The organism is Lysinibacillus xylanilyticus (assembly GCF_001708185.1).
GTDB classification, from domain to species: domain Bacteria; phylum Bacillota; class Bacilli; order Bacillales_A; family Planococcaceae; genus Lysinibacillus; species Lysinibacillus xylanilyticus_A.
Map to the genome: position 1 here is coordinate 16,370 of NZ_MDDN01000014.1, position 18,032 is coordinate 34,401.

Here is an 18,032-nt window from a genome sequence, read left to right on the forward strand (position 1 = left end):
CCCTCCCTATTCTCATATCCATTTTAACAAAATTTAACACTTGAAACCAGCATACAAATGTAACTATTAGTATTTTTCGGGTTTATCTCAAAATATAAGGATTATGTCATCCACAACTTTTCGTGAAGAGCCAAATATAAACTCTCATTCATTTATAAATGACTCGAAACAAAAAAGAGCTACATCGTTCACTATGAACAATGTAGCTTCTATTTATTATTGTTTTGCGTAATATTGTGAAATCCCTTTGAAGATAGATTCAGCAAATAACTCAGCATATTGATCATCCGTCATTTTAGCGCGATCTTCATTATTTGTGAGGAAGCCTAGCTCGACTAAGATAGATGGAATAGCCATGTTGCGAATTACATAGTATTGCTGTTCTTTGACTCCACGATTTTTCATTTTTAAGTTATTAACAATTTGATTGTTTACAAATGTAGCAAGATCAACGTCTTCCTGATGCATATCACCTGTTGAAATAGCATAATATGTTTCAGTACCCTGTGCAGAAGTATTCGCTGCTGAGTTAACATGGATACTCACAAAGATTTCACCGTAATTAGCATTTGTAAAGTCAACTCGGTCTTGTAGTGAAGGATAGGTATCCCCCGTACGAGTCATCAATACCTTCGCACCTGCAGCTTCTAGTTTTTGCTTCACAAGTGTGCCAACCTTTAATGTAATGGCCTTTTCGGAATTAGAACCTACAACCGTTCCAGGGTCCTTACCACCATGACCTGGATCAATAATGATAATACGATCTTTTAACGCATTACCACTTTGATTTAATAACTTTAAGAAAGATTTATGGACATACCCTTTTTGACCATTATAAGTAACTTGTGCCCAATAACCGTTAATACTGTTCACTTGCACATATTCGCCCTTTTTCAACTTACCCACTATCGTAGAAGTAGAGTTAGCTTCTGTGCGAATATTTAAATTATCAACTGTCGCTCGTCCTAATAGATTACCTGAAACTGTTGGAGGAGTTGGATTTGGATCTGGCGTAGAAGGTTTTTCTGCTTCAACATCCTCTGTACTATTCGCTACAATATAGCCTGGTAAACCATTCACTACAGTTAAATGATAGCCACTTACCGTCTTATAAACTGGTAACTTCGTTTTGCTATTAACTGTTGTAATAACTTTCGAAGAAGAAGTTGGCTTTACGTAAACATTTAAATTTTGTGTTGCTGTAACCTGTTTTTGGACATTCCCTAATGCGTTACCATCTGCATCTAAATACTGAGCATACGTTTTATAAATATAAGCATATGCACCTTTATAGGTAACTTTTAACCAGTCTCCTTCAACCGCATAGACTGATAATTTACCGCCTTTATTGACAGTGCCTACTATATTAGCAGAAGATGAAGAATCTTTAGATTTACGAATATTTAATCCGTCAGTTGTTGAGGAAATTAATCCAATAACCTGTGATGTATCAGGTACAGATACACCTTTAACAGGTAGCTCTAAACGATACTCTTCACTTTTCGCACGCGCTACAAATAACGCAAATTGTGCACGTGTCACTTGGCTATTTGGGTTATAATTTTGACCGCTTCCCTTTGTAATACCGTTATAGTAAATCGTATTCACGTATTTCACGTACGGATTTGTAATACCTACATCCACAAAAGGAGAATCGATATTTTCATACTCACTTGTATCAAGCTTAAATGCTTTTGTTAAAACATGACTCATTTCATCACGAGTTAAAGGCTTGTTTGGTAAGAATTGCCCCTTTGTATTTGTGGCAAAGTAACCAAGCTGTACAGCACGTTCTACATAACCTGAAAGTTCTGTGCCGACTTCTACATCTGAAAAGTTTGATTTATTGACAACTAATGGCTTGTTACCTGAAGCAACAACAACCATTTTGGCAACTTGCCCACGCGTTACGTTATTATAAGGTTTATAATACGTTTTGCCATTTTCCGTATATCCTTTAATAACACCTAAATTTACTAAATAATTGATCTCTTCATAAGCTTCATGATCTTTAGGAACATCTACAAACCCACCACTAGCTTGGGCACTATGTATTGTAAACATAGAAGCTGAAATGAATAAGACACATAATATAAGACTGATTTTTTTGAGGTACACTGTCTTATTTCCTCCCTTCCTGTTCTCGTGTTCATTTTAGCAAAAACTCACAGACAAAACTATCATACGAACGTAACTATTCTACTATTTTTAGGCATCACCCCTTGATTATTAATATTTCATAAAAAGAAGAGAGCCTGCAGATGCAAACTCTCCTCAATTTATACATTATTTAAAAGAACTTCCCTGCATGGTATTACTTAAAACGTAGCCCTTGTCTAAGTAATACGGAATTTTAATTATTTTTGTAATTGTTGTGCGCGTTCAATAAATGTTTGAAGTTGTGAAATTTTTAACATTTCATCGTAACCGAAATTACCATTTCCTTTACCTTCTGTAATACCATTTGAAGCTAGAATTGAAACAAATTCATTTGCCCAATGATTTGCAGGAGCATCAGTAAATGTTACAACATCGCCTTGTTGTTCTAATCCAAAAGCATGTACTAATACTTTAGAGACTTGAGCACGTGTTATCGGTGAAGATGGGTTAAATTTACCATTACCATCACCATCAAAGATACCTAACTTCGATACAGCAGCAATCGCACCAGCATGTTCATATGTTGGTTTTACGTCTGTAAATTTCGTATTTTTATCGGATGTATCCAAGTTAAGTGCTTTAGCAATTTGCTCTGCCACTTCAGCACGAGAAGCGTAAACTGTAAAATCGATAGCAGCTTTCTTTACTTCTTCTTTAACAGCTTCAGCTTGTTCACTATCAAATGTTGCTACGCGTTTAGCACCAATGTAACGAGAACCCCAATAATATGGATCGTTTACATCTGAGTAACTAACACCTTTACCTGTTTGTGAGTGAATCATTTTTCCGTCACCTGTATATATCGATACATGTGAAACACCTTTACCACTAGTATTGAAGAATAGTAAGTCGCCCACTTGTAAATCGTCTTTTGCTACCGCTGTACCTTGTTCGTACTGTGAACTTGATGTACGGTTTAATTTAATACCTAAATCTGAAAATACTTTAGATGTAAAGCCTGAGCAATCAAGCCCTTTAGTAGTTGTACCTCCATACACATATGGAATACCTAAATATTTGGATGCTGTTTCAGTTACATCAGATGCTGTAGCTGCTTCAGCTGTATCTATGTGAGTTGTTGTAAATAACATAAAGGATGCAAAAATCGGTAATAACCATTTCTTTTTCATATTTCGGTATACCCCTCTCTGAACTTTTTTGCCTATAAATAGACTATCATAAAAGGTGCTATTTTAATTTTTCAATTGTGTAACGGTTTACAAAACGCAAAAAAACGCTGATACACCAACGTTTCCGTGGTTTATCAGCGTTAAAATATGGGTATTAATTAATGGATATCCCGGCGTTTTGTAACATTCCTGTAATATTAGCTATGCTTTGTCACAATAGAACACGAGATTCATAGGAAGTACTAATGAAATCGTTACGGATTTCAGGTATTTTCACGCGAATAATTGATTTGCTTCGACTTCGCGTATCCAGTCGCGTGCCAGGATTCTCCGAGGGCGTGGGTATTTTCCGGGCGCGTGGAGATTTGCTTCGCTTCCGCGGATATTTATCCCAGCTTCGCGGGTATTTACCTTGGCTTCGCGGATATTTGCTTCGCTTCCGTGGGTATTTGCCCCAGCTTCGCGGATATTTGCTTCGCTTCCGCGGGTATTTGCCCCGGCTTCGCGGATACTCGCTTCGCTTCCGCGGGTATTTGCCCCGGCTTCGCGAATTTTCCCCGGCTTCGCGGATATTTGCCCTGGCTTCGCGGATATTTGCTTCGCTTCCGCGGGTATTTTCCGGGCGCGCGGGTTTTCGCTTCGCCTTCGAGGGGATTCACCTCTGCCGTGCGAATTTCTCCGGCTTCGCGGGGATTTACTTTGCTTCCGCGGGCATTTACCCCGACTTCGCGGATATTTGCTTCGCTTCCGCGGGTATTTGCTTTGCTTCCGCGGACATTAACCTCGGCTTCGCGGGTATTTGCTTTGCTTCCGCGGATATTTGCCCTTTCTTCGCGGGTATTTACCCCGACTTCGCGGATACTCGCTTCGCTTCCGCGGGTATTTGCCCTTTCTTCGCGGATATTTACCCCAGCTTCGCGGATATTTGCTTCGCCTCCGCGGGTATTCACCCCAGCCGCGCAAATATCCACCACTACCCACGGGTATTTATTTTCCCCTCAACCCGCTCAAGTTATTGACTTGAAAACAATTGCACCCAATAGTAGTTTCCTTTGCTGTCAATGGCGATGGCTACTCCGGTATTTGTGTAATTTTCACGTAAAATATTTTCACGGTGTGTTGGAGAGGCCATCCACGCTTTCACGGCCGCTTCTGGTGATGGGATGTTTCTTCCTATATTTTCTCCTAAACTCGTATATGGATAGTCGAATAATGTCGCTAGATCCCACGGCATTCCGTAATAAGGGGATTCGTGCTCAAAATAATGTCGATTCACCATATCTTGCGCCTTAATAACAGCGACTTGTGTTAAAGCTGCATCATGGGTAAGTGGTTGCAAATTTTTCTTTTGTCGTTCAACGTTAACTAAACGAATGACATCATTAGACATGGTTGATGAATAATTTTTTGTTGGTATATACGACTTTGATAAAAAGTCATACGCTAATTCGAAATTGGTTACCTTCAATGAAAAGTCAAGACTTCGCTCAACCAAAGAAGCAAATTGAGCACGTGTGATCAATTGATTCGGTGCAAACTTTTGCGCATTGACCCCTTTAATAATACCGACATCTGCAAGTGATTCAATATAGTCTTTCGCCCAATGTCCCTCATTCACATCGCTAAACTTACTTTTATTTTCGGAATCCACTTCAATTTGATAAGCAAGTGTTAACATTTTGGCAATTTGCATACGTGTTAAAGGTGCTTCAGGTTTGAAACAATCACCATCTTGTAAAATACCTAATTCAACTAAAGCGCAAATTTCTTTGTAGTATGGATGGTTAATCGATATATCTGTAAATTTTGGCGTATATGTAGTATCCAGTTTTATCTGCATGGAACGAGCAATTGCAGCTGCAGCCTCTGCCCTAGTAATCGGTTGCTCTGGTCGAAAGAAGCCGCCCTGATCATTTGTCATATAGTGCTTCTCTAACATATGTTCTATCGAGCTACTAGCCCAATGTGATGGTGAAACATCCTTTGCAATATTAGCCGCCAATACTTCTTCAGATGTGTTCGCCAGAGATACATCGTATGATGTAGTCAGCAATATAAGTGACATACCAACAACACCAGAAACTTTTTTAAACATAGCTCCCTTCCCTTCATTCAGTTATGTATCGTACTCTATTTTCCTGACGACAATGCCCCATGTCTTCGGGTAATAAGCCTGAAATATACCATTAATCCCTATTTTACCCTAGATAGTTTTAAAAAAAAACACTCCAAGATTGCGGATAACCTAAGAGTGAGTCTTTGCTTTTATTCAACGCTAATAATATAAAAATCATTTTCGTTTTTTTGTAAGGTGCGATATAGGAATAACGCCATCTGACCGCGAGTAACGTCTGTATACGGAGAGAATGTTGTCGCACTAGTACCTTGTGTAATCCCATAATTTAATAACGTTTGAATATACTTATTGGTTTCATTATCTTTTGTAAAATCTGAAAAAGGAGCAGATAATGTTGTTGCCTGTTGTAAATCAAAGCCAAGTGTCAGCATCTTTGCCATTTGACTTCGCTTAATAAAATGATCTGGATTATAATTTGTATTTTTTTGGATAATTCCATTTTCAACAAGTGCAGCAATATGACCGTAATATTTATGAGAGGCAGGTACATCTTTGAAGCCAGGATTTACTACATTTTTTGTCTCCAATTTTAGAGCTTCAGCTAAAAAGTATGCTGCTTCCCCTCGCGTTAAATTTTGATATGGACTGAACGTAGTCGGTGTTGTACCAAATACAATTCCCTGACTATATAATTCACTGACTGCTTTGTATAATTCTGCTTCGCTTCCACTATTTTTTATATCTGTAAATGGCATAGTAGCTGCTTCTGTAGGAATGACTGCGACACAGGGTACTACTACTGCTGCAGCGGCAATAGCCCATGCTTTATGTACCTTCACATTAACGCTCCCTTTCCTCAAGGCCATAAAAATGAGGAAAAGAGGGATTGACCCTCTCTCCTTATTCTAAACCTAATGTTCTTAAATGATCCTGTAAAATACGGTAATTATACACTAAATCCTGTTGTTCAAGCGTCAGTGCATCGTATGATTTTTGTGCAGCCAGTACTTTCTTTTCGAATGTTTTAGCATCTGGATCCAACTCGCCAATCGCTTCAACAACTTTTAACACTGCCGCTACATCTTTTTCTGCTTTCTTTAAAGTATCGTAGTTAAGAACCTGTCCTTTTACTTTAGAGTCTAATGCTTTATATGCCGCAGAAGCATTCGCTACATCTTGAATATATGTGCTAGAAGTTGGATTAAGACCTGAAATAATTTCTACAACCTTCTTCACTTCACTCATACTTCTCTCTGCTTCAAGCAAAATATGATAATTAGATACCCTTTGCTTATCTGCTGTATTTAAGCTATCGTAATCTCTTCGCACAGATTCGATCATACCAAAATACAGTTTATCGCTTGGTTTTAAATCTTCAATACTCTTATAAACTTTAATAACATTATCTAACGATAGAAGCAATTGGTCGTTATAAACATATTTACGCTGAGTGGCAGTAAGATTATCATATGCTTTTAAAATCTTTTGGTATTGGCTGTCCATATTTTTGGATGTCATCAGTTTATCAATTTCGTTGACAACACTCATAACAGGTTTAATAAGCTTTTCTTGCTCCTGCAATGTTTTATAGTTTTCAACAGACATTTGTTGATCTTTTGGTAACGCATTATATGCTGCGCGTATCTCTTCAATACGTTTAACATATTGATCTGGCTGGACAGACGGAAGCTCATCAATCATGCGCTGTACATTACCTGCCCCGAGGATACTTGACTCAGCGGCTTGTAATAAATTGTAGTTTGTTACATATTGCTGCATGTCCTTACTTAGAGCATCGTATAATGCACGAGCTTGTACAGTATCCGCATGGAATGTTTTACTAGACGGCTTTAACTTGCCAATTAATTCAATCACTTTTGCAGTTGGTTCATACTTTTGTAAAGTATCAATATTTTTCACATATTGCTTTTGATCCTTTGTCAGCTTATCGAACGCTTTTCGTGCTGAGTTTACTTGACTAACAAATTTACTTGAGCTTGGATCTAATGTATCGATTTGCACCATGGCAGTTAAAATAGGTTTTACTTGCTTTTCACGATCCGTTAACAACTTCACATTAGAAACAAGCTTTTTCTGTCCGGATGTTAGTTTGTCGTAGGCAACACGAGCATTCATGAGCTTTGTTAAGTAATCCGGATCATCAGGCACTGCCGCATCTATTAATGCAATAACAGTGTATGCAGATTTCAGCTCAGTTTCAGCAGTAACAAGCTTTTCATAGTTTATGACAGCATTTTTCTTTTCTGCTGGTAATGCATCGTAATTTTTTCGTGCCGTATCTAAATCATTTAAAAACGTCTTACTTGTTGGTTTCAATGTTTCGATTAAGCCTATTAATGTAGCAACATCCTCGACAGCAGCTAGTTGGTTATAGTTTGTAACACGCTGTTGTGAGGCAAGATCTAATGCATTGTATGCCTTACGCGCTGCTAAAACTTTTTTTGTATAATCCTTATTTGCTGGATTTAAGTCTGCAATTAATTTAATAACCTTCACAACATTAGCATTATTTTTCTCATACGTTGTTAATGTCTTGTATTGTGTTACTAATTTTTTCGCATTTTTGTCCATCGTTTTATACTCAGAAGATAACGCTGCCACTTTTGCTACAAATGTAGTATCTGGTTCATTTGCTAAAGCAATCACACGATCATCGAAATTTTTTGCTGTTGCAATATAGCCTTTTGCGGTTTGAAGATCTGCATTATTTGTTACAAGTACTTTCGCTTCGGACGATAGCTTTTCAAAGTCTGTTGATAACAGTTCGACTGTTTCCTTATATGTTTTTTGCGAAGGGTTTAAGGCCATGATTCGTGTTACAATATCCATCGCCTCTACTTGATTCTTCAACGTTTTATAGCTTTTCACATATTCACGTTTTGTAGGGTCCAGCTTTAGGTAAGCTGTGTTAGCAGCCTTCGCTTTTTTCGTATAATCCTTCGCAGCTGGGTCTAGCTTTTCTACAAGGGATATAACATTTAAAACGGCTTTATGTGAACTTTCCCAGCTTGTTAGCTCCGGCAAATTGTTCACGATTTTCTTGACAGTGGCCGCGTCTATTTTTTGTCCAGCAGGTGCGACTGGTGTATTATAAGCTGCACGCGCTTTCTCGATTTGTGTAATTTTATCTGTAGTTGTAGCAATTTCCGCAATGAGTTTTTCAATTTCTTGCGCTGTTGCTATATTTGCCTCAGCCAATTCTAAGTCAGCGATATTTTTCACAAAATCTTTTTTAACTAAGGTTGTTAACTTGTCGCTTGCTGCCTTTACTGCAGTACGATAGTCGGCATTACTTGACGGACGTAACGCTGTAATTTGCTTGGAAACATTAGCCGCTCCCTGATATGGCTCAAGCTCTTTATAATTTGTAACTAAACGCTTTGAGCCTTCATCTAGTCTATTGTAGGCAGTTTCAATTGCTGTTACAGCACTAATAAAGCTTGTAGCAGATGAAAAGTCTTCTGGTTTCTTTTGCGTTAGCTGTGTAATACTAGCAATCACTTGATCAGCCGATGATAAGTTTGCTAACACATCTGTATATTTTTTATATGGTGTGACCGCTGTATTTTTAGGATTATGTGCTATAACAATTTTCTTTTGATCAGCTGTCAGAGTGTTCAATCCAGTCGTTACTTCAGTAGCAGCAGCAGCAATTTCAGTAGAAGTGGATGACTGGTTATCGAGAACAGCAATAAATGAATCTAACTTAGTAATTGTATTCTCTACATCCTTTGCATCCTTGTTCATTTTCACAAGCTTCTCAATATCTGCACCGTTCTGTTTGAAGTAATTAATACGCTCTGGTTCTCCATAGCCATATTGAGTTGATGTACCTCGAATTGAGGAAACAATGCCCTTTGACTCTTCTGATGCAAGGGCTGTATTTACAGCATTCTCGAAAGTCTTTTGAACATTTAAATAAGAGCCTGTTTCTGTTTCTGAACCTAAAAAAGTAGTGTAATTTTGATGTAATTTTGTCACATCATCAAAAAATGTTTTACTTGTATAAGACAACTTACTTATTTCTGTTCCGATATTTTTTAATTTGGACAATAAATCTCGTTGTGCCACAACATATTCGTATTTCGCTTTAATGAAATTGATTTCATCTGGTTTGAAGTCTGTAGTACTTAAAACTGCTACATCTCCCTTTGCTACTACCATTTCATCATTAGTTGATGTAACAGATAGTTTGCCGAATTGTGCAATTGTTTGTGATCTAGTGTCTGTTGTTGCTACATTAACATTAGCAACTTGCTCCACGTGAGAACTTGTTTGAGGTTGTGTTTCTTGAGCATTGGCAATCGCTGCCGGAGTTAGTAATAGACTTGTGATTACACCAACTTTAATCTGTTTCTTCAAAATGCCCACCCTTTCTACATTATAGGAAAATAAATATGTATCATTTAATTCTTATTTGCTACCTTTAATATCGGTGCCTATCACTCTATTTCAAGCTATTCTCTTAAAGTTGCTCACCTTTACTAACATAAAGATAATTGTTATTTTTAGATTGAATAGTCTTTTTATAGGAAGTTATTGTTAGGATACTATATAATTGAAATATGTGCATGGATCTGGTGCAAATTTTGGCAAAAGATGACTAATTACGAGTAAAAGTGCTAATAGGCCTTATTTGATCTTCCTAAAAGATAGTCTTAGAAGACAGACGTAGTGGTAAATATTGTGTCAAAAAAATACGTACATCGAGTAACAAAAACTTTGTATAATTGTCTTAAAAAGACGTTTCTCTTTATCGAGGAAAATCCATGAAAAACTCAGCATTTCTACTATGTTATTTACCAGTAATTAGGTGTATACTACAACTTTAATATTTATTTACTAGAAAGGGAGCTATATATGTTTTATCAATATAAGTTTTGGCATAGCTTAATGCATCCCACTAACTTTACCCAGGCTGTCGAGCAAGGGGAAATAAGAGGCTATAAAAAACGATCCTTCACCGTTTTCCTGCTCTTTATGATGCTATTTGTCATTCGTGAGTATTGGGGCATGGGGACTGAAAGCTTAACAACATTATTTGCATCGAATCATCCGAATGAATACTATACAGCCCGTTTACTATCAATGGTTGGGGCTATTGCCTGGGGAATCATCTATTATTGCTTCCATTATTACGGCGTTACATACTTGTTACATCTATTAACAGACATCCCTTACAAATGGATTCAGAAGGTACAACTTTATGTAATGGTATTTTTACTTATTGAAAAAACGATTTTATTTGCTGTGTTTTATGCAGTTGGTTACACAACAAACTTCTCCTTCTTTTCACTTGCACCAATTGCTCAGCAAGTAATTGATACGGATTTTGTGCTATTTGCCATCAATCAAATCACCGTAGCAACTGTACTAACAATTATTGTGCAATACACGTTCCTTTCGAAATGGGAGGAATTATCAGAGCGTAAAGCTTTATTAGCGAAAATTATTGGGCTTTATGTATTAATGGCTATCTTTATTGGAATGGTTAGTGTGTTACCACTTCAAGAATGGCTGGCAAGGGGGTTAGGATGATGCGCTTTATTAAATCTAGACCTTGGACAAGTTTGAGTATTATTGTGATCGCGTTATTAATCGGTGTAAATGCTTATTTTGTATTTAAGGACGATAGTGAAGTAGCAAGATCCTACTTTATCGATGAATTTCAGAAAGCTTCTACTGGTAAACGTGTAGAGACGGTTGAAAAGGTTGCGATTGTTGCACCTGCACAAACTTATACGATCTCAGCAGATGCAAAAAGCCTTTCTGCCATAGATGTCAAACGTGGACAGGAAGTAAGTGCCAATGATTTACTAGCTACCTATAAAACAGAGGAAGTTGACGGTGAATTAACAAAGCTTGAGGCTGAACGCACTGCCTACGAAACCGAATTAAGTGATTTAGAATCTGCTTTAGATCAGATAGAATCCGAATACGGTGACAACAATGACCCGACAAGCTCTATTAATACCGATCAAATTAGTGATAAGTTAAATGTCTCTGTTCAATTTGAATTAGGGCAGCAAACTTCTCCATCAACAGCAGTGGCAATTTTAAACCGTCACATTGCAGAAACCACTCGTCAAATAGCCTTAATGGATGCGCAAATAGCCCAAATCCAGGCACGAGAAGGCGTTATTTGCCCAGTAGACGGTGTAATTTCAAAAATCACAGAAGAAGCTGGTGCTGTGACATTTGAAATCTATTCATCTGAAAAGGCTATGCTTGCCTACTTATCTGAGGCTGAATGGCAAAAGGTGAAAGATGGACAAACCGTTGATTTTAACTTGCAACATTACAAAGATGATCTAGCAGGTGTTGTGTTTCAAAAACAAAAGATCACGACAAATAATGAATCCCTTTGGGCAAATGAATTAGCCAAATCTGCAAAACTACCTCAACCTTCAAGCTACGAGGTAATATTGCATCCAGATGACATTCTAGAAGACATTCCATTTTCAACTGTTGGTAAGGCTTCCATTACCGTAAATGAAGCATCCGATGCGTTTAAGGTGGATTCTGATTGGGTAAAATCCGGAAAGAAAAATAAACATAGCGTTTATATTCTTGATGAAAATGGCAAAATACGCCTTGAGGAAATTAAGGTAGCCTTTAAAACGGCAGATTCTACTATCTTTACGGGCGATCTAGTTGTTGGAACACCTATTATTACAAATGAAGAACGCAATATTTTAGCCCGCTCCTTCCGTTCTATGCCTCTGAAAAAAATTGAGTGGCAACATTTTAAAGAACTCGACTGGAAAGACTACGTGAAATATATTGTCTTTTAACATACAGAAACCTCCCCGAATGTTGGGGAGGTTTTCTGCTGTTGGCGATGTTTTTAGTTTTTATTGGTGATGTTCTCTGGTTTATCAGCGATTCTAGCTCTTTTATCAGCGGTTCCGGCTCTTTTATCAGCGGTTTCCTCTGGTTTATCAGCGATTCTAGCACTTTTATCAGCGATGTTCTAAATTCTACCGGCGATCACCATCTTTTTCTTATCTCAATGTTTAATTCTGTTCTCCATTTGTTCTTGTGTCGCTATTTCATAGTACATCGAAGTTACGCCACTTACCTCATAGACCATGCCATGTACATATAACTTCTCACCATTTGCTCCATTCAGGCGGATAGAAAAAGTAGCATCACCTTTTCCAACTCTTTTTACAGTGACACCCTTTTCTGAAAGCTCTACATCCACTATTTTATGATCATACCTCGCGCCTGTGTATTGTTCAATTTTGAAATCTTTCACAGTAAAGCCGATTTCACTTTTTGGAATGAACACACTGCTTTTTTCAACCGCAGAAGTTGTATACAAATCATAGCCATCAGATTCTGCTCGGATGCCTATTCGTACCGACTGTCCTTTATCATCCGATAATGTTGCAATATAGTCCCCTGCTTGTGATAGCGAAAGCACATAGTTACTGCCCTTAGGAACAGTTTCTTCTCCCCAGTCTTCGAGATCAATCGGTTGATAGCTGTAGACTTTCTCACTCACTGCATGACCAGCAGCCGTAGTTAGCTCAATATTTTTCGGATTAAAACCTAAATCTTCCTCCAAAAACAGCGCTGAGCCTGGCGTAACTTCATCGGTTGGCTGGCAGTTAATTTGTAGCTTTCCATCTACTTTTGTTACATCAATTTTATATTTTTGCATTTCAATTATATTATAATTTTCTTCATTATCTATATTGTAGCCAATAAGCATGAAATAGCCCGATCCTTCTCGTAACGCCTCTATCTTCACATCATTATCTGCTCGAAGAACGCGGAAAAATTCATGCTCACCATCCGCCGCTAGATTGTCTGAAGAATAAGCCTCAATATAGTTTGAATCAAGCTCGCTTGCGGTAAATGTTTGGATCACTCGTTTAGCCTGCATCGCTTCAATACGATGTATAAATAACGCAAGCTGTGAACGTTTGACCGTCTCTTTTAAACCAAAAGTAGTTGGTGTAAGCCCCTTCGTTATATTATTTTCAAACAATGGAGCGACCGCATAATGAGCTTCTGAATATTTTACAATATCTTTAAATGGTAATGTCTGATCAACATTATCACTTTCTAACTGATACGCCACTGTTAGCATTCGCGCTAATTGTTCTCGAGTAATCGCTTGATTGACACCAAAGCTCCCATCAGCAAGACCTGAAATAATCCCTTTATTTTCTAGAGCTGCGATTGCCCCGTAATATTCATCGCTCGGCTTTACATCTGTAAATTGTGGGTCCTCTATATTTTTAGTATCTAGTCCTAAAAGACCTGCTAAAATCTTCGAAGCCTGTCCACGCGTCACATCTGCGAATGGCTTAAATGTACCATCTGCATATCCTTTAATAATACCGCGTGCTGCTAAATCCTTGACCGCGGCACCATATTCCTTCGTGTAATCAACATCCGTAAATTTTTCTGCTGCCTGCGCAGTTGGCACTACCACAATAGCACTTGTCGTTAGAGCAGCAACTATTGCGCCCTGAAATAATGTATGCTTCTTCACTAGCTCAACCCCTCAACACATTTTATCTATCATACTATGATAATACGTGTAATGGAATCCAAAAATTTAATATTTTTCCATTATAAATTCTTCTGGTTTTACTTTTAATGTCAGCGATTGATTGCCACTCCTCCTCTGTTTGATGGTCTATCCGTTGCTTTGGCTGTTCTTTCCGCCGCTACAGATCCACTTTCCGCCGCCAACATAGTCAACTTCGACGCTAAAGATCCACTTTTCCACCAACATAGTCGCTTCCGCCGCTAAAGATCCATTTTTCGCTGCCAACATAGTCAACTCCGCCGCTAAAGATCCACTTTTCGCCGCTAACATAGCCGGCTCCGCCGCTAAAGTAGCATTTTTCGCCGCTAACAAGCTAACTTCGACGCTTCATCACCCAAAATAGATAATAAAAAAACAGTGGAGCGTTCGATTTACTCGAACCTCCACTGTATAAAAGTGTTTCTTAGTTTTTGAAGTCTTGCTTAGCTGTAACTTTTACAGGAGTTGCACTTTGACCACCAATGTTTACGCGAGCATTGAATACGTCTTTTGCTTTACCTGTAGCAGATGCAGTAGCTGTACCGTTATCGCTGAATACTACTTCGCCTGAAACTTTAGATAAAGTTAAAGTTGTAGCAGCAGTTGGAACGTTGTTAAATTTAGCTTGACCTTTTTCTGCACCAGCTTCAGCAACAGTTGCCATTACGCCGTATTGGTCAGTAACAACTACGTCAGCTAAACTGAAGAATGCATCTAGGTTGAAGTTAGCAGCTACATTGTAAGAAGAAGTTGTTACAGCGTTAACTGTTTCACCAGCGATGAATTTATCTGCTTTACCTTCTTCTACTACTGCCACTTTTTCTACTTTAGGAGCAACGTTAGAGAATGTTACTTCTTTCACGATTTCTTCACCAGTAGCATTGATTGTGATTGTTACTTTTGCAGTTGCAGTTTTTGCATCTTTATCGAATTCTACGTTAGCTGCATCGCCAGTCGTAACGTTACCATCTGCAACGTTTGTAAGAACTGTAGATTTTACAGTGTAGTCAGAACCTGCTTTAAGTGTAACTTCTCCACCATTAGCTGTTACTGCTTTCACTACGATGTCTTTGCCATATTTAGCTGGAATTAATTTTTCAGTTACATAGATAGGTTTGATATCTTCTACTTTATAAGAAGAGAATGAGCTATCTTTTACAACTGAGAATTGTTTAGAGTAAGAGCTAGCTTCGATCGCTTCGCCACCTACTTTTACAAGTTTGAATGTTACATTAGCAGTTGTTTTTGTAGCGCCTGCTTTGTATGCTACTGTGATTTTGTTGTTAGTAGCATCTTTAATTTCACCAGTTACAGTGAATGGTGCATCATTGTCTGTAACCGCTTGGATTGCATAGCCTGATGTTCCAAGTTTTGCAAGAAGCTCGTCAGATGAAATAACTTGACCGAATTGGTCTTCAACTACGATGTCTTTTGCAGTGATTTCTACTTTAGCATCAGCTAGTTCACGGATAGATGTGCTTACTTTGCTATCTAAGCCAGTGATTACTTTTGGTGCAGTTGTAGATTTAGGGATAACTGTTTGAGTTGCAACCTTACCAGTTGAAGATGTAACAACAACAGTTACTGGTGCGTTTTCTACTACTTTATCGCCTGCTACTTTTGCATAAAGCTCGCCGTCTTTTTCTACTAAAGTACCGCCAGTAATAGAGATACCTTTAGATCCACCTAGTACAGCAGTATCTTTAATAGCATTACCTTGTTTATCTAATACAGATAATGGGAATAGGATATCAGATCCAGCAGTAACAACTTTTGTTGGTGCACCTAATGTAACTGTATCAGCACGTAAACCTTCAGCAACTTTCACTGTTGCTTGGCCGTTTTTACCAGTTGCTTTTGCGATAACGATTACGTTTGTATCACCATTTGCTACGATGCTAGTAACAGGAAGTACGATTACATCTTTGCCATTGATTGTTTGTTTTTCAAATGCACCAAACGTTGCAACAGCTTGGTTTGTATTAGTAACAATAACCTCATCTTTTAGACGGTTTAAGTCAGTAACTTCTTTACCGTATTGGTCTTTTACAGTTACAGGAAGATAGAATTTATCTTTTGCTAAATTAGCATCTTCAGTTAACATTTTGCCATCTTTATTGTAAAGAGCACCAATTGTTACATCAGTTGCTACAGTTTTAGCAGAAACTGTTACAGTTTTTGTAGTTGTAGTTGCAGTTCCACCGTGGATTACTGTAAGTACAACTTTGTCGCCTTCTTTAAGACCAGCAGCTTTATTAATAGTGATAGAGCCGTCTGCATTTGCAACTGCTGAATCAGCGCCTGCTGCAGTAAGTGTTAAAGCTGAAGCGTTTAATTTTGTAATATCTTCACCGTATTGGTTTTTAACTTGGAAGCCGATTGTAGCTGTTTTGTCGCCAGTTGATGGAGCTACATCACCTAGAACTTCAATACCAGCAACTTTTTCGTCTTCAGTTTTTACAGAGCCAGTTACTGCTTTATCTGAAAGACCAGTTACGCTAACTGTGAATTCACCTTTTGTAATTTTGCTAGTTAATTCAATTGTTGCAACTGTTTTATCTTCGTTCCATGTAATAGAAGAGAAGTTAGATTTGAAGCCGTCTTTTTTAAGCTCAAATTTAGCTTTTTCAGTTTCAACTGGTTTGTTGAATGTTACAGCTAAAGTTTTTGCATTCACTGCATCAACAGATTTTACTTTTACGTCAGTTACATATGTAACTACAGCTGAATAAGTTTTACCATCGATCACAAACTCTACTTTTGTTTCTTTGTTTTCTGGAAGAGCAGTTTCTAATTTTACAGTATGTTTTTTGTCATTAGAAAGTGTTACTTCTAATGTTGTTGCATCTACAACTTTAGCTTCTTTAACAGTTAAAGTTTCACCTTGACCAATTTTAGTAATTGTACGGTGTAAGAATGATGCAAATTGACCGCGTGTTAATGTGTTTTTAGGATTGAACGCTTTCACGTTTGTAAGTCCAGCATATTCTAACGCGATGATTGCTTCACGATTTTCAGTAGCTGTAGCTTTGTCTAAATCCGTGATTGTCGTTTTGAAGTCAGATTCTTTGTAATCTGCTACTAAATCTACGTTATAAACAGTGTTGATCGCACGTACTAAAACAACTGCCATTTGTTCACGGCTCATGTTATTAGTATGCATTAATTTGTTGTTAGAGCCTTTGAATACGCCAGCATCTTTAACAAGTGCTGCATATTGTAATAACTCTTTGTCAGGTGTTGTTGTTGGTAAATCAGTGAAACGTGCTTCTGTTTCATAGTTTGCAGGAATTTCGTAGTTTTCTGATACTAACCATTTACCTAAGAATTTTGTTACATTTCCGCGAGTTACAACGGCATTCGGTTTGAATGTTCCATCTGGGTAACCAGCTACGATTTTAGCGTCTGCTAATGCTAAAATGGCATCCTTGTGGTCACTTTTTTCAATATCAGAAAAGCTGCTTGCTGCGCTTGCTGCTGGTACGATTGCTGATGCTACTAGGGCCGCTGATGCTGCGCCGACAACCCATTTACTATATTTTTGTTTCATATGAAAGAACCTCCTAGATAAATTAGCCACTTTTGGTGACTACGAATCTATTATAAGAGTACGTGATAATAAATTTCAAAGGGCAAGATTTGGAATGAAAGATATGGTAAACGTAGATTTATAAAGGGTTTTTAACCATATTTTAGATTAATAGATAAAACATCTCCATCCTGAAAATTAACAGACAAACCTTACTGCCGCACGGAAAATATACCAATTTGCCCATGTCTTTTTTACCAACCATTTTTTCGACAAAAATCGACTTTTTACCAATATTTGATTAAAAACCAGTAGTGAACAATTCGTGAATTTACGTTACAATGAGGTAGGTAATTTATTCTTGCATTTCCTTGTTTATATTAGAATTATCTAGCAGTTTTGCAGATTATCAGTTATTTTGGCGATTTTCACGCTATTATCAGTGATTTGGGGCATTTTATCAGCGAAGTTCACTGGACTATCGGCGTGTTGACATTTTATCAGCGATGTTCTCGGTTTTATCAGCGATTCAGGGTATTTTATCAGCGATGTTCTCAGTTTTATCAG

The 18,032-nt window shown here is 37.8% G+C and carries 11 protein-coding genes; 3 read left to right on the top strand and 8 right to left on the bottom strand.

Annotation, left to right across the window (positions count from 1 at the left end; genetic code table 11):
* Nucleotides 1–216 precede the first annotated feature (216 nt).
* Together BFJ97_RS18760 and BFJ97_RS18765 are read right to left on the bottom strand one after the other, a co-directional pair.
* Complete coding sequence (locus BFJ97_RS18760; RefSeq protein ID WP_254660205.1) at nucleotides 217–2,118, bottom strand: N-acetylmuramoyl-L-alanine amidase; 1,902 nt, start codon at nucleotides 2,116–2,118, stop codon at nucleotides 217–219.
* A 239-nt stretch (nucleotides 2,119–2,357) separates the two neighbouring features.
* Complete coding sequence (locus BFJ97_RS18765; RefSeq protein ID WP_068986173.1) at nucleotides 2,358–3,290, bottom strand: C40 family peptidase; 933 nt, start codon at nucleotides 3,288–3,290, stop codon at nucleotides 2,358–2,360.
* A gap of 245 nt (nucleotides 3,291–3,535) precedes the next feature.
* Here BFJ97_RS18765 and BFJ97_RS24350 point away from each other — a divergent pair, with 245 nt between their 5' ends.
* Nucleotides 3,536–4,309, top strand: a complete 774-nt coding sequence (locus BFJ97_RS24350; protein WP_139114486.1) for a hypothetical protein — start codon at nucleotides 3,536–3,538, stop codon at nucleotides 4,307–4,309.
* On the opposite strand, the gene BFJ97_RS18775 is transcribed toward BFJ97_RS24350, so the two are convergent.
* From BFJ97_RS18775 to BFJ97_RS18785, 3 genes are all read right to left on the bottom strand, one after another.
* A complete protein-coding gene (locus tag BFJ97_RS18775) occupies nucleotides 4,303–5,316 on the bottom strand; it encodes an S-layer homology domain-containing protein (RefSeq protein WP_439098005.1) in 1,014 nt (337 codons plus the stop codon). The genes BFJ97_RS24350 and BFJ97_RS18775 overlap by 7 nt on opposite strands.
* 239 nt (nucleotides 5,317–5,555) lie before the next feature.
* Nucleotides 5,556–6,206 (bottom strand): S-layer homology domain-containing protein, encoded by a 651-nt coding sequence (locus BFJ97_RS18780; protein WP_175401808.1) that lies wholly within the window; start codon nucleotides 6,204–6,206, stop codon nucleotides 5,556–5,558.
* 61 nt (nucleotides 6,207–6,267) lie between these two features.
* Nucleotides 6,268–9,759: a hypothetical protein gene (locus BFJ97_RS18785; RefSeq protein WP_254660206.1), complete on the bottom strand. Its 3,492-nt coding sequence runs from the start codon at nucleotides 9,757–9,759 to the stop codon at nucleotides 6,268–6,270.
* Between the two features lie 489 nt (nucleotides 9,760–10,248).
* On the opposite strand from BFJ97_RS18785, the gene BFJ97_RS18790 reads away from it, so the two are divergent.
* Both BFJ97_RS18790 and BFJ97_RS18795 read left to right on the top strand, forming a co-directional pair.
* On the top strand, nucleotides 10,249–10,926 hold the full coding sequence (locus BFJ97_RS18790) for a hypothetical protein (protein WP_068986177.1): 678 nt from the start codon (nucleotides 10,249–10,251) through the stop codon (nucleotides 10,924–10,926).
* The gene (locus BFJ97_RS18795) at nucleotides 10,923–12,182 is read left to right on the top strand and encodes an efflux RND transporter periplasmic adaptor subunit (RefSeq protein WP_175401809.1); all 1,260 of its coding nucleotides are present in this window, start codon (nucleotides 10,923–10,925) and stop codon (nucleotides 12,180–12,182) included. The genes BFJ97_RS18790 and BFJ97_RS18795 overlap by 4 nt, the downstream gene beginning before the upstream one ends.
* Before the next feature lie 215 nt (nucleotides 12,183–12,397).
* Here BFJ97_RS18795 and BFJ97_RS18800 read toward each other — a convergent pair whose 3' ends face one another.
* The 3 genes from BFJ97_RS18800 to BFJ97_RS18810 form a co-directional block, all read right to left on the bottom strand.
* Nucleotides 12,398–13,897, bottom strand: a complete 1,500-nt coding sequence (locus tag BFJ97_RS18800) for an S-layer homology domain-containing protein (protein WP_068986179.1) — start codon at nucleotides 13,895–13,897, stop codon at nucleotides 12,398–12,400.
* Between the two features lie 147 nt (nucleotides 13,898–14,044).
* Nucleotides 14,045–14,269, bottom strand: a complete 225-nt coding sequence (locus BFJ97_RS18805) for a hypothetical protein (RefSeq protein ID WP_068986180.1) — start codon at nucleotides 14,267–14,269, stop codon at nucleotides 14,045–14,047.
* Nucleotides 14,270–14,360: 91 nt separating this feature from the next.
* On the bottom strand, nucleotides 14,361–17,486 hold the full coding sequence (locus BFJ97_RS18810) for an S-layer homology domain-containing protein (RefSeq protein ID WP_068986181.1): 3,126 nt from the start codon (nucleotides 17,484–17,486) through the stop codon (nucleotides 14,361–14,363).
* Nucleotides 17,487–18,032 lie beyond the last annotated feature (546 nt).